The sequence below is a fragment of the Thermoproteota archaeon genome, from assembly GCA_030130125.1.
Taxonomy (GTDB): domain Archaea; phylum Korarchaeota; class Korarchaeia; order Korarchaeales; family Korarchaeaceae; genus Korarchaeum.
In genome coordinates this window covers 100,360-112,527 of record JARZZM010000013.1, presented here as the reverse complement: position 1 = coordinate 112,527, position 12,168 = coordinate 100,360, and the positions used below count along the sequence as shown (strand labels likewise).

At 53.1% G+C, this 12,168-nt stretch carries 14 protein-coding genes and 2 tRNA genes; 9 read left to right on the top strand and 7 right to left on the bottom strand.

All coding sequences use genetic code 11. From position 1 onward, the window contains the following. Positions 1-20 precede the first annotated feature (20 nt). Entirely contained in the window at positions 21-377 is a 357-nt protein-coding gene (locus QI197_02545) for a hypothetical protein (protein MDK2372237.1), read from the top strand. On the opposite strand, the gene QI197_02540 is transcribed toward QI197_02545, so the two are convergent. Beyond that, entirely contained in the window at positions 328-1,098 is a 771-nt protein-coding gene (locus QI197_02540; protein MDK2372236.1) for a hypothetical protein, read from the bottom strand. The two genes, QI197_02545 and QI197_02540, sit on opposite strands and share 50 nt — an antisense overlap. Positions 1,099-1,135: 37 nt before the next feature. Next, entirely contained in the window at positions 1,136-2,440 is a 1,305-nt protein-coding gene (locus QI197_02535; GenBank protein ID MDK2372235.1) for a serine hydroxymethyltransferase, read from the bottom strand. A gap of 59 nt (positions 2,441-2,499) precedes the next feature. Here QI197_02535 and thrC point away from each other — a divergent pair, with 59 nt between their 5' ends. The 4 genes from thrC to QI197_02515 all read left to right on the top strand — a co-directional run bounded on the left by thrC (position 2,500) and on the right by QI197_02515 (position 6,499). Next, on the top strand, positions 2,500-3,681 hold the full coding sequence (gene thrC, locus QI197_02530) for a threonine synthase (GenBank protein MDK2372234.1): 1,182 nt from the start codon (positions 2,500-2,502) through the stop codon (positions 3,679-3,681). Next, the gene (locus QI197_02525; GenBank protein MDK2372233.1) at positions 3,678-4,577 is read left to right on the top strand and encodes a homoserine kinase; all 900 of its coding nucleotides are present in this window, start codon (positions 3,678-3,680) and stop codon (positions 4,575-4,577) included. Before thrC ends, QI197_02525 begins: the two co-directional genes overlap by 4 nt. Then, positions 4,543-5,310 (top strand): hypothetical protein, encoded by a 768-nt coding sequence (locus tag QI197_02520; protein ID MDK2372232.1) that lies wholly within the window; start codon positions 4,543-4,545, stop codon positions 5,308-5,310. The genes QI197_02525 and QI197_02520 overlap by 35 nt, the downstream gene beginning before the upstream one ends. Before the next feature lie 85 nt (positions 5,311-5,395). Then, the gene (locus QI197_02515; GenBank protein MDK2372231.1) at positions 5,396-6,499 is read left to right on the top strand and encodes a radical SAM protein; all 1,104 of its coding nucleotides are present in this window, start codon (positions 5,396-5,398) and stop codon (positions 6,497-6,499) included. 6 nt (positions 6,500-6,505) lie between these two features. Here QI197_02515 and deoC read toward each other — a convergent pair whose 3' ends face one another. After that, positions 6,506-7,123 (bottom strand): deoxyribose-phosphate aldolase, encoded by a 618-nt coding sequence (gene deoC / locus QI197_02510; protein MDK2372230.1) that lies wholly within the window; start codon positions 7,121-7,123, stop codon positions 6,506-6,508. Next, entirely contained in the window at positions 7,080-8,375 is a 1,296-nt protein-coding gene (locus QI197_02505; protein MDK2372229.1) for an MFS transporter, read from the bottom strand. The genes deoC and QI197_02505 overlap by 44 nt, the downstream gene beginning before the upstream one ends. Before the next feature lie 199 nt (positions 8,376-8,574). Between QI197_02505 and QI197_02500 the strand changes: the two genes are divergently transcribed. Then, a tRNA-Val gene (locus QI197_02500) sits at positions 8,575-8,647 on the top strand. Here QI197_02500 and QI197_02495 read toward each other — a convergent pair. Together QI197_02495 and QI197_02490 are read right to left on the bottom strand one after the other, a co-directional pair. Next, a complete protein-coding gene (locus tag QI197_02495; protein ID MDK2372228.1) occupies positions 8,648-9,325 on the bottom strand; it encodes a CTP-dependent riboflavin kinase in 678 nt (225 codons plus the stop codon). Continuing rightward, positions 9,322-9,936, bottom strand: a complete 615-nt coding sequence (locus QI197_02490) for a translin family protein (protein MDK2372227.1) — start codon at positions 9,934-9,936, stop codon at positions 9,322-9,324. Before QI197_02490 ends, QI197_02495 begins: the two co-directional genes overlap by 4 nt. Before the next feature lie 17 nt (positions 9,937-9,953). Between QI197_02490 and twy1 the strand changes: the two genes are divergently transcribed. From twy1 to QI197_02475, 3 genes are read left to right on the top strand one after another with little or no spacing between them, the layout of a single operon-like run. Beyond that, positions 9,954-10,958, top strand: coding sequence for a 4-demethylwyosine synthase TYW1 (gene twy1 / locus QI197_02485; GenBank protein ID MDK2372226.1), 1,005 nt, complete (start codon positions 9,954-9,956; stop codon positions 10,956-10,958). 9 nt (positions 10,959-10,967) lie between these two features. Next, positions 10,968-11,657, top strand: a complete 690-nt coding sequence (pyrH, locus tag QI197_02480) for a UMP kinase (GenBank protein ID MDK2372225.1) — start codon at positions 10,968-10,970, stop codon at positions 11,655-11,657. 4 nt (positions 11,658-11,661) lie between these two features. Then, positions 11,662-12,051: a hypothetical protein gene (locus tag QI197_02475; GenBank protein ID MDK2372224.1), complete on the top strand. Its 390-nt coding sequence runs from the start codon at positions 11,662-11,664 to the stop codon at positions 12,049-12,051. 23 nt (positions 12,052-12,074) lie between these two features. On the opposite strand, the gene QI197_02470 is transcribed toward QI197_02475, so the two are convergent. Beyond that, a tRNA-Glu gene (locus tag QI197_02470) sits at positions 12,075-12,152 on the bottom strand. Between the last annotated feature and the right edge of the window lie 16 nt (positions 12,153-12,168).

Sequence of the window (12,168 nt, the reverse complement as noted above, 5' to 3'; positions counted from 1 at the left end):
AGAGGAATTCTAGGAGTTACATGGTCTCGATGACAGGTATCTTCGGTTCCCTCGTGAGGTTCCTCGTGACCCTAGTTGTGAGTGCCGTCGTCCTATGGTTGGCTCAGAAGATAGTGCTTCCCGAGAAGAAGGAGCGGTCCTTCCTATCGGCTTTGGCCCTCGCCTTCGTTTGGTCAGTGATAGACTTCGTGCTCGGGATCATCTTCGTATTGCTCCCCCTGTGGATACTAGAGAAGATCTTAATCATAGTGATCTGGATCTGGGTGCTGAAGGTGTGGTTTAGGGTCGGGTGGTTGACTGCTGCGGCCATCTCGGTAGTTGCTTGGATCATCTCGGCTGTGATAGGTTTCTTCCTGATGATCCTCCATCTGCTCTGATTCCCAGCACCGTCTCCAATTTTTCGAAGGCCTTTCCTATCTCTTTAGGTTTAAGCACGAGTTCCTCGAACACCAGCCTGTGGAGAGAATTCAGGGGCGTCTCGTCGAAGTAGATGTTCACCACTTCCACACCCTCCAACACTGCCACTTCCCTTGGATCCCTCCTCTCTATGGTGTAACCATCCCTGTGAAGCTTGAGAAGTCCGGGAACCGCTATCGTCTTGATCAGGGTTGCGAGTGGCAAGGTACCAGCCTTGTTTATCAGGCGGGATGGGGTGACCCTGTCCGCGCCGACCAAGCCCACGGCCCCTTTCCTCTTGGAGTACCATGGGAGGAGGGCATCAACCACTAGAGTCACCTTGAACCCTGCGTCTCTGAGAATTTCTGCGGTCCTTAGCCCCTCTCTTCCCGGTCTAGATTCCCCGACTATCACCTCGCTCACGGATGACCTCTTCAGACAGTTTATGACTGCGGAGCTCCTGCTTAAAGTAGCTATAACTTCGATTCCCAGCTCAGATAGGAGGTTAGAGCATGTAGAAGCCAGTTCCTCCTTGGATCTACCGTAGAACTCCCTTAACTTGAACAGAGAGCCGGAGCACGCTGCCATCTCCAAGTATTCCAGGGCCGTCATCTCTGGATGAGCTTCTCTGAGGACTCTAGCATCTTTGCACGGATCTCTCGACTTATTGAGTAAGATCAGGGCCTCCTCGAATATCTCCAACGAGCCCCTCGTCCTGTCCTCTATCAGGCGGCGAATATCAGTATTCGTAGGCTGGGCCCTCCTCGAACGTATATTTAACGGTCTTGAACTCTTTCCTGAGTTCTGAAACCTCTCTAGCGACTTCCTTTGGATCCTCTCCGTCTATAAGGACCTCCCTGTAGAACTTCGCCACCTCCCTCATCTCGTCCGGTCCCATGCCGAGCCTGGTGAGTTCGGAGACCCCCAGCCTCAGGCCGCCCGGATCCTTGAAGCTCCTTCCCCTCTTTATGTCCCACGGAAGGAGGTTCCTGTTCACAATTATGTTGGCCTCCTCCAGCAGCTTCTCGCACTTGTATCCTCCACCCAGATCGTCAACATCGAGGAGGACCTGATGGCTCTCGGTGAACCCCAAGTGCTCTGCTACCACCTTGAATCCCTCGTCATGCAACGCCTGGGCCAAGGCTTTCGCGTTCTTAACAACAGCCTCAGCGTACTCCTCACCAAATGCGAGCATCTCCGCGGCTGCTATTGCCAGCGCTGCCACCGCATGAAGATGGTGGTTGCTCAAGAGACCCGGGAAGTTGGCCAACTTGATCAGTTCGAATTTTTCCTCGTCGTTAGTGATCACCGCACCGTGCTGGGGGCCGAAGAAGGTCTTGTGGGTGCTGAAGGTCATCACATCGGCTCCTTCATTTAAGGGACGCTGGAACTTACCTCCCGCAATTAAACCAGCGACATGAGCGGCATCGTAGTTAACCGCAGCTCCCATGGACTTAGCCGCCTCCACTAGCTCTTTCACCGGTTGAGGGAAGAGTATCACGCTGCCTCCCATCATTATCAGTTTGGGCTTGTACTTTTCCATCCTGTTGATGGTCTTATCGGCATCTATGTTCATGTTCTCGTCGTCGAAGGCTATGTACTTCACATCCAAGCCCCTGACGGCTCCTGCCGTACCCCCTATGAACTGTCCCTTGGACCCCTTCAAGGGTCCCATGCTGATGTGCCCTCCCTTGGTTATGGGCAGCGCCATCACGACATCTCCTGGCTGTGTGAGGGCCGTATATACGGATAGGTTAGCAACTACCCCGCTTATTGGACGTACATCTGCGAACTTCACCCCGTACAGCTTCTTTATGAGCTCCATCGCAAGCGATTCGACATCGTCGATGTACTTCGTCCCGGCGTAGACTCTCTCCCCCACCCATCCCTCAGCGTACCGGTGACCGAAATCGCTGGTCATTGCCCTCCTAACTGCAGGACTAGTGACATTCTCGCTGGCTATCATGGGTAGAGACGAGTCGAACCACCTATGGTGTTCCTCAATTGAGGATAGGACTCTCCTGTAAGCATCCTCCGGATCCAAACACCCACCCAGTTTCCACCGAGGGGAGAAGTTATAACTGTGTGTCGAAGAAAGCCGGGATGCTCGGGGAATACGAGCTTCGCTGCATCAAATGCGGCAGGACCTACAGAGCCGACCCTTGGACCATAGTTTGCCCTCACTGCGGAGGCCTGCTGGAGCCCGTCTTCAGGAGGAAGCCCCTCGGCGTATCTTGGGCTCTTTTCAGGACGAGGAGGTTCGGGGTATGGAGGTATAAGGAGCTTCTACCCAGAGTGAGGCCCATAACAATGGGCGAGGGAGGTACTCCCCTCATAAAGATAGGCGAGGGGCTCTGGGTGAAATTCGAGGGGAGCAACCCAACAGGATCCTTCAAAGATAGGGGAATGACTGTAGCAGTGTCCTTGGCCAAGGAGGCTGGTGTGAAGAGCGTCATATGCGCCTCCACTGGTAACACCTCCGCCTCCGTCGCTGCTTACGCCTCCAGAGCGGGCATGAGGAGCTTCGTCGTACTGCCGAGGGAAAAGGTAGCCAAGGGGAAGCTGGCTCAGGCGGTGCTCCACGGTGCCACCATCGTGGAGATAGACGGTCCCTTCGATGCCGCATTGGATGTGGTGATGAAAGTATCTGGGAGGGAGAGCGGACTTTATCCCCTCAATTCAATCAATCCTTGGAGGTTGGAGGGTCAGAAGACCCTCGCCTTCGAGATAGCCGATGAGATAGGCGTGCCGGACTGGGTCGTGCTGCCCGTAGGAAACGCTGGCAACATTTCAGCGATATGGAAGGGATTCAAAGAGATGAGAGAGCTGGGTCTGATCGACAAGATGCCTAGGTTGGCGGGCATACAGGCAGCGGGCGCCTCTCCAATAGCTAGAGCTCTTAAGAAGGGGCTTAGCGAGCCTATCTTTAATGATAATCCCGAGACCGTGGCCACCGCGATAAGAATAGGGAGGCCTGTGAACTGGCCGAAGGCCTTCAAGGCCCTCAGGGAGAGCAGGGGTGTCGTCGAGATCGTGACCGATGGAGAGATTCTGGAGGCTCAGAGGAAGCTAGGGAAAATGGGTGTGGGGGTGGAACCAGCTTCGGCCGCATCGTACGCGGGTTACCTGAAGTTACTGGGAAGGGAGATCTTCCCGGACGACAGGGTTGTGCTTGTGGCCACCGGCCACGCCCTAAAGGATCCGGACGCCTTTCCATTCCCCGAGCCAGTGAGGGCCTCCAGCGTTGATGAGGCCGTGGATAAGATAAGGGGGCTAGCCCTATGAGGGTCAGGGCGTGGAGCACTAGCGCCAACTTGGGGCCTGGTTATGACATAATGGGGATAGCAATTGATGCGTTCTCCGACACGGTCGAGATCGAGCTTGTTAGCGGTGGCCCGGACGCTGTAGTTACTGAGGTTAAGGGCCCCTATGCGAAGTCCGTACCCCTCGGAAGGAGAAACAGTGCTGCCGCTGCCGCCAGAGCCGCATTGAAAGCTGCGGAGCAGCATTTAACCGCTAGGATAAAGCTTTGGAAGGGAGTTCCGCCGGGTAGGGGTCTAGGAAGCAGTGGCGCGTCCTCGGCCGCAGCGGTGAGGGCAGTGGACTTGGAGCTGGGTGGTGTGCTATCGGAGGAGGATCTCGTGAGAGCAGCGGCTGAAGGGGAGAGGGAGGCATCGGGTTCTCCTCACCCGGATAACGTCGCTCCCTCTCTGTTCGGGGGGTTGGTCGTCATAGGAAGGAGGATCGTGAAGCTGGATCCTGATGCGAGGTTCGTCCTATCCGTTCCCTGGACACCTATTCCCGAGAGGAAGACTGAAAAAATGAGGTCCCTGGTCCCCAGAAGCGTGAAGATTGAAGAGATGATCAGGCACTACTCCCACTTGGCCTCCTTACTGCTCGGACTTGCTACAGGCGATTTGAGGTTAGCAGGAGAGGGGATGTCTTACTCCCTAGTAGACGAGTCCCGATCCAGGCTCATTCCAGGATATAGGGAGGTCAGGGACATAGCTATGAGATCTGGGGCCCTAGGTGTGTCCATCAGCGGAGCAGGACCGAGCATGCTGTTCCTATGCGAGGAGTGCGACCGAGTTGCCGAAGAGGTGAGGCGGGCTTATAAGGGGCTAGGTATACCAGCAACGGTGATGAATGTGGCGCCGGCTGGCGGCGCTGATGAGGTATGAGGGATCCCCTATGGAGGACTTAGTGGCCTTAGCTCTCCTGATAGTGGAGCTCACCCTGCTAATAGCCACCATAATCCTGCTCTACCTCAGCAGACATGAACTCGAGGGTAGGAAGAGGCTTGTGGAGCACCTCATGGAAGTGACCAAGATGCTCACTAGAACCCAGTACTTTAATGCGGTGCTGGAGGCCATGAGAGGAGCTGCTAAAGAGATCTTCGGGTCTGTGACGGGCGCTAAGCCCAAGGACTCTACCGAATTCTTCGACAAGATCGTCAAGGAGATAGAAGCTGCCACATCGAGGGGTGTGAAAATTAGGTACATGATGCCCAAGGGAAGGGAGAAGCTCTACGTGGGTTACAGGTATTCGAAGGCCGGGGCCGAGGTTAGGTACCACGGAGGACTCGTAGTGTACGATCTCAGACACATGGTGGTTGACGACAGAGTCGTGGTCATGGGATTCCCGGAGAAGATAGGGGTGGAACAGCCCACGAGAACTGGTATAAAGGTGGAGTCGGAGAGTCTGGCGAAGATCTTCAAGGAGAGATTCGATAGGTTGTGGGAGGAAGCCATTTCATATGAGGATTACTTGGCCCACGCCGTCGATGATATAAAGAGGACGAACCCAGAAATTTCTATGGAGTTAGTAGCCAAGCAGCTGGATCTGCCCGTAGAGGAGGTCGAAAAGGTGTGGGGTAGGTCCCCCAGAGGGGCAGCTAATACTTTCCTCGGCTGATGTTTCCTCTCTTAAACACTTACTTAAACACCTAAGTTATAGCAATCATTTAATACGGGTCTGATGGAGGGGCGGTCGAGGAGCATTGGAGAAGATAAGGGTACACGGAGGATTTTATCTGCCGGATCCTGATCCCCCCAAGGAGGCACATGTGGAGCTCACAACCTCCTGCAACCTCAACTGCAAATTCTGTTATAGGCAGAGCTGGAATGAGAGGATAGGATTCATGGGTGAGGAGCTGTTCGATCGGGTGCTCGGGGAGCTCAACAACATGGGTGTCCAAGATCTGTGGTTCAGCGGATGGGGAGAGCCCACGATCCACCCGAGGTTCGAGGACTTCGCGAGGGAAGCGGCGGAGAGATTCGATCTAGGGATGATTACCAACGGAACCACTCTCTTGAGGAAAGCCGATGCAATAAGTCGCTATTTCTCTTGGGTTTTCGTAAGCGTGGATGTCACGGATCCGGAGATGTACAGGAAGATCAGGGTGGGATCGAGCTTTCACGTAGTTGAGGAAGGGATCAGGGAGCTAGCCAACAGGGATGGGGCGGAGCTGTGGATCTCCACCGTCCTCCTGAAGAGCACGGTTAGCAAGCTACCTGATCTAATAGAATGGGCAGCTGAGGTAGGGGCTAGGGGTGTTCTCCTGTCCAATCTGATAGCTACTCACCCTGCCCTCGCTCGTGAGCAGATACATGATAAGGTGCAGCCCGATAACGTCACGAAAATCATGGAAGAGGTCAGGACCTTGTCAATGCTCCACCATATTAGGGTGATAGAGCCCTTCTTCTACTACAAGACTGAGAGGAGGTGTCCCTTCATCGAGGAGAGGGCCTTCGCCATCACGTTTGATGGGAAGGTCGTCCCATGCCTCTTCACCCTTCACGACTACAGGGCTTGGATCGATGGAAGGGAGGTGGAGGTAAAGCAGCTAGTTTTCGGCGATCTGAAGGAGAGGAGCTTGAGGGAGATATGGTGGTCCCCCGAGTACGTATCTTTCAGGGCTAAGGTGAGGATCGCTGACTTCCCGTCATGCAACGACTGCCTCCTCTGGGATGGCTGTCACATAGCCAACAGCAACGAGTTCGACTGTTGGGGTAACAGTCCAACTTGCTCCTTCTGCCCCTATTACAGGGGTGCCGTCCAGTGCCCTAGGAGCTACATTGCCCGCTGGGTGATAGGAGCCTGATCCCCGCTACAGTATGTCAAAGGGCTTACTGGTCCCTAAAACATCGGCTCCCGAACTAACCAGCTCAATAGCCTGTTCCTTGGTCCTTATTCCTCCGGAAGCTTTTATCTTCTTGTCAGTGAGCTCTTTTATCCTCCTGACATCGTCGGGTGTCACGGGCCTGTACAGTCCAGTGGATGTCTTCACGTACTCCACGTCGGTGGACTCTAAGGCCTCTAATGTGCTCTTGAGCTCATTTTCAGAGAGAAGAGGTACCTCAATAATGGCCTTAACCGTACCTGAGAAGGCAGCAGTTATGAGATCAGCTTCCTCCTTCAGGTAATCGAACAGTCCGTTCTTCACCGCAGGTATGCTGATCACATAGTCTATCTCGGAGACACCGATCTCTCGAGCCAGTTTCGCCTCCCCCACTTTCGCTTCCTTGAGTTGAGAGCCGTGAGGAAAGCCTACAACTGTGCATATGGGTATTCCCATATCTATCACCGTCAGACGCTGAGCATAGAAGGGGTAAACCACGACGGACCTCATCCCCTCCCTTGCTGCCCTTTCCGCGAATTCCACGACCGCCGACAGGGAGACATCATGCTTCAGTAGTGTTGCATCTATCCTGCCCCTCAAATCCATTCTCATCTCCCGTGTTCTCTGCCACTTTTGCCAGATAACTCTTCTTGTAATGGGGACTCCTCACGAGAGTGGCGAATAATAAGTTATAGAGGGAATACAGAAGGATGAAGGCGAATATGGGGTACTCAAGTGATATGCTCATCATATTTCCTCCTGCCAGCGAGGAAATGGCCCTAGGACCCACTACCGACAGGTTATAGAGAGAGTTAACCATTCCTCTCTCGTCAGGAGGTGAGTACTCCATGAAAAGTGCCCATATCAGCGGGAAGGGCGCATAAGTTCCCATCACTTGAAGGATAAGTAGCGTAGAGGCTAGCAGGAAGTCTTGGGTTAGGGGGATCAGAGCCATCACGAGTATGGCGAAGCCTTGGGACAGTACGATGAATTTCACGAGCCCCAAGAGCTTGGAGAACACCGGAGCTACTAGGTAACTGAATGATGATATAAGGTATATCAGGGAGAGAACGGTCCCAACCGGTCCGGACTCGACCCCATACTTCTCTCCCAAGTAATAGCTGGTTAAAGGATAGAAGAACCCTGTGGCCAAGCTGGATAGGACTAGGAGGAAAGTGAGCCTCCGTATCATGGAGGAGTTCAGAGGTCTCAGGATGTCTTTGAGAGTTATTGGGTGATTGGCCGTTGAACATGCCATCTTCTTGTCTTTAGTGGCCAGAAAGAAGGGTATGGCGATCAGAGTCGCGAGCATGGAGAGGAGTATCATCATTCGGTAGGCTTGGGAGTAGTTCATGTCTCGAGACGACATGACCATAAGCTCGGGAACCCATCCCATTAGACTCCCAGCTGAGAAGCTGACGCTGTAAAGGAACATCTGGATGCTCGAGGCCTCTTCCATTCTGCTACCAGCGAGGTCGGCTAGCCAGGCTTGGAAGGCGGGTAGGGCGAGGGAGCTACAGCCTCCCAAGATCCCACTCACGATTATCGCCAGTAGGTTTAGACCCCATAGCGATACTATGGCTAGAGACACGGCGGAAAACATGTACCCTATCAGCACGGGTTTCTTCCTTCCCATCTTATCGGTGATGAGACCGGCCGGAATGAAGACTGCCGCCATTAATAGACCTTCCAAGAAGCTATAGAGACCCAGTAGACTAACATTTACACCTTCTGTTTCGAAATATAAACCCCAGACGGCGTAGAACATCCCACCAGAGAGCCCCGTCGGTATGCTTGCTATGAGCAATAGTTTCAGATCCCTTTCTAGCTCCCTGATTCCGTTAATCATTTCAGTCATCAACTATCCGCTCTTTTTAATTAAAATAGCTACCTTACTTCTTTGATATTCCCATCTAACTATATAAAAAAACGTAGATTACTCTCTTTAAGTTTCTTATATCGCCTCAATCATCATTTTAATTACCTGAAAAAATCGATGGTATACCCACCTAGAGGGCCACATAAAGATTAAAATCGAGCGATCGGTCTGACTCAGGGGGCCGGTGGTCTAGCGGCTATGACGCCGCCCTCACACGGCGGAGGTCGGGGGTTCGAGTCCCCCCCGGCCCACTACCACTTCTTCAGAGTGATGGCTACTATATCTCCGTCTTTAGCGTTCAATTTAATCCTCAGGCTTTCGGGGTGTATTATCTCTAGTACATCATCGCCGTAATGTCTCCTGAGAGGGAAGATTGCGTGAGCCTCCACAGATCCGTTTAGAACCACGGGTAGAACCTCCACATCCCCAAATGTCCTGCCCGCTTCCACGAATCCAGGCACCACCTTGGGCCTCACCCTCCTCCTCCATTCCCTTATCTTGGAGATGTCTTCTCCCCTCACTCTGAGGTTTAACGTGCCTGGGAAGGGTATATAGCCCACAACCTCCTTGAAGCCCATCACATAGCCCGGTCTGGACATGTAGTAGGCTCCTTCTTTCATCCCCGAGAATACCTCGGCCATAAGTACCTCTTCGTCCCAGCTTATACCCTGAGTCATCTCATAGAGGGTTCTGACGAGTTCCAATGCCTTCTGAGTGGTCATCACGTACTGGACCCTTCTAGCCATGGTCGACCTGAGAAAGCCCAAGTCCTCCGCCCTAGAAATCCATCTAGATATCGTAGCTCTGGAGGTGTTGAGATATTCGCATAAATCGGAGGCTCTCACTGGTTTTTTCGATCCCCCCAAGAGGATGACGGCCAGCAGCAGGTGTGATGTGTAGGGATCCAGCTCCTTGAAGTCCCTGCTCATCCCCCACCACCCGATGACTTGAGCATGAGAATCTCCGAGAGGGTCTTCTCGACCAAGGATCTGGCGACATCCGCCTTCCTCCTGACCGGGACTAATGAGTCAGGAAGCACTATGAGGTTCAGTCCTTCATATATCTCCTCCATAATCTCGGCGAGGCGTTCAGCCTCGCCAATCCTTCCCTCCAATAGTAAATGTAGAGCTACCCTCCTGAGCTCCCCCACCGAATCACCGATGCCCAGCACGTACTCTCTAGGGCCAACTCCCAGATCTTCATGGGACGGAACTTCTTTTCCGGAAAGCAATCTCGACAGAACTATCCCCTCGACCGCCTCTTGCATGGAATCGGAGACGATGTTCCTCAGAGTGGGATCCAAGTATCCCAACTCCTCCTTGCACTCCAAGAGGAATTCTCTTATCTCTTTTAGGATGCCCGCCAGTTCCCTCTCGACCCTGTCCAGATCCTCCATGCCCCTAGCCCTCAATATAAGCTCCCTGCACCTAGTGAGCCAGCCTCTAGAGAGGGATATGGCCTTCTCTCTGAGGATATTCAGTTTCTCCAGTTCGAGTTGAGACTTCCTCAGCTGTTCAGTCACCTTGCTCGGGCGAATCATTATTTATCGGGAACTCGGTGTCAGCATGGATAAAGATGTTATCCACCGGTCTCGTGAGGATACCCGATCACGTAAGGAAACTCATGGAGAAGCAGGGGTACAAAATTATTCTGAATCATTCTGCCATGAAGCCATGCTATTGGTTTAGAAAGGCTCTAATGGAGGGAAGAACCTGCTACAAACACAGGTTCTACGGCATTCCCTCGTGGAGATGCCTCCAGATGACCCCCACCGCGTCCTTCTGCAACCTACAGTGCCTCTACTGCTGGAGGTTGAATGTGAGCGATGTACCGGCCGAGTTCAGGTGGAAGGAGGTACCTGAAGAGGGGGAGAAATGGGATGATCCGGAGGAAATAGCTGATGAGAGTATCAGATTGCAGAGGATGATAGTACAGGGCTACAAGGGAGTGAAGGTGTTTAGAAAAGAATGGGTGTACGAGGCAGAGGAGCCAAAGCATGCAGCCATATCCCTGACAGGGGAGCCCACACTTTACCCGCACATAGGCGGACTCGTAGAGGCGTACGCAAAGAGGGGGATGACCACCTTCATCGTCACGAATGGTACCCTCCCGGAGAGGCTGGAGAAGTTGGAAAGAGAACCTACTCAGCTATATGTCACTGTCCCCGCCCCAAACGAGAGGCTCTACATGGAAATAACCCGCCCATTGTGGCCTGATGCATGGTCTAGGCTTCAGAAGACCCTAGAGATGCTCCAGTCCTTCTCCTCCCCAACCGTCATGAGGATACCCTTAATAAAGGGGTTTAATATGGATGATAAAGTTATAGAGGAATTCTCTCGGCTTATAAAGGAATCTCAGCCCACTTATGTGGAGCCCAAGGCCTACATGTGGGTAGGCTACTCTAGAAGGAGGCTAGGGAGGGAGAACATGCCAACCCATGAGGAGGTCAGGGCTTTCGCATCCAAAATAGCGGAGCTGGCGGGTTATAACATCATAGATGAGTCTCCTGAGAGTAGGATAGTGCTCTTATCGAGATTGGAGAGGGCGATAAGATTTTACTAAGGTGATCTCATGACTGAGGGATTCGTCCTACTTCTGGGAGGGCATGTGTTCAGGGGCATCGCCGATGGGGACTTCAGCCTGATCGAGAGAACGGCTAAGGTTGTTAGAGACCTCTTCAAGGGCAGAAAACTGGCTATAGTCACGGGTGGAAGCGATACCGCTAGGAGGTACATAGAGGCCGTCGGATCTTTGGGTGGTAGTAAGTTCCTGCAGGATCAGGCCGGGATACTCGCCACAAGGCTACACGCCCTAGTCATGATAGCGGCGCTGGGGAAGGGCGCCTTCCCCAAGGTGATCGGGGATTACGATGAAGCTGCTCTCGCATTCCAGTTGGGCAAGATACCTGTATCTGGAGGTATGCAGCCCGGGCAGTCCACGGACGCTGTTGCAGCGCTCATGGCCGAGAGGCTTGGCTTGGGCCTCTTAGTGAAGATGACCGGGGTGGACGGAGTTTATGATAAGGACCCCACCCGTTATCAAGACGCCAAGAAGATAGAGGAGTTATCCTACGACGATTTGGAGCGTATTCTGAGGGACAAACTATATCATCCGGGTAGGTACGAGCTTCTCGACGCATTGTCAATCAAGATACTGAAGAGATCGTCTATCTCAACGATAATTTTAAGTGGGGATGAACCTGAGGCTCTACTTGACTTGGTGAGTGGTAAGAGGACGGGGAGCCTAATCAAACCGAGGTGATCTCATGTTAAGATCCTCTAGGAGTTGGAGAAGGGGTAGAACAGCTATTTCTAGGAGAAGGAGGAGAGGACTACCTCCCGCCATAAAGAAGACGTTAGTGGAGGCAGTATACGGCGTTCTCTTCGCGGTGTTCACTTTTCCAGTCGCGCTCTTTATAGCGGAATTAGGAGTGTGGGTAATGATAGTGTGGATGCAGCCTTACGATGTCATAATGGGGAACTTCTACTTGGTGTTGGTGATGATCCAAGCGCTTTTCCTGCTGATACCTGCCTACAATAAGCAACCTGTCCGTCTGATGGTGGCAGCCCTCACAGCTTACGTAATATGGTCTATCCTAGTAGGTGTCGCGGAGTTCCACCCGATAACTTCCATGTTCGGAGAGCTCCCATACTGAAACGACAAAATAGGTAAGGGAAGTGGTGCTCCGGCCGGGATTTGAACCCGGGTCTGGGGCTCGAGAGGCCCCTATGCTTGACCGGGCTACACCACCGGAGCCCATGGCCAAGGGATG

Excerpts from the sequence above, each read along its gene's own strand:
- QI197_02545 (MDK2372237.1), top strand. The coding sequence starts at position 21 with ATGGTCTCGATGACAGGTATCTTCGGTTCCCTCGTGAGGTTCCTCGTG.
- thrC (MDK2372234.1), top strand. The coding sequence starts at position 2,500 with ATGCTCGGGGAATACGAGCTTCGCTGCATCAAATGCGGCAGGACCTAC.
- QI197_02525 (MDK2372233.1), top strand. The coding sequence starts at position 3,678 with ATGAGGGTCAGGGCGTGGAGCACTAGCGCCAACTTGGGGCCTGGTTAT.
- QI197_02520 (MDK2372232.1), top strand. The coding sequence starts at position 4,543 with ATGTGGCGCCGGCTGGCGGCGCTGATGAGGTATGAGGGATCCCCTATG.
- deoC (MDK2372230.1), bottom strand. The coding sequence starts at position 7,123 with ATGGATTTGAGGGGCAGGATAGATGCAACACTACTGAAGCATGATGTC.
- QI197_02505 (MDK2372229.1), bottom strand. The coding sequence starts at position 8,375 with ATGACTGAAATGATTAACGGAATCAGGGAGCTAGAAAGGGATCTGAAA.
- QI197_02495 (MDK2372228.1), bottom strand. The coding sequence starts at position 9,325 with ATGAGCAGGGACTTCAAGGAGCTGGATCCCTACACATCACACCTGCTG.
- QI197_02490 (MDK2372227.1), bottom strand. The coding sequence starts at position 9,936 with ATGATTCGCCCGAGCAAGGTGACTGAACAGCTGAGGAAGTCTCAACTC.
- pyrH (MDK2372225.1), top strand. The coding sequence starts at position 10,968 with ATGACTGAGGGATTCGTCCTACTTCTGGGAGGGCATGTGTTCAGGGGC.
- QI197_02475 (MDK2372224.1), top strand. The coding sequence starts at position 11,662 with ATGTTAAGATCCTCTAGGAGTTGGAGAAGGGGTAGAACAGCTATTTCT.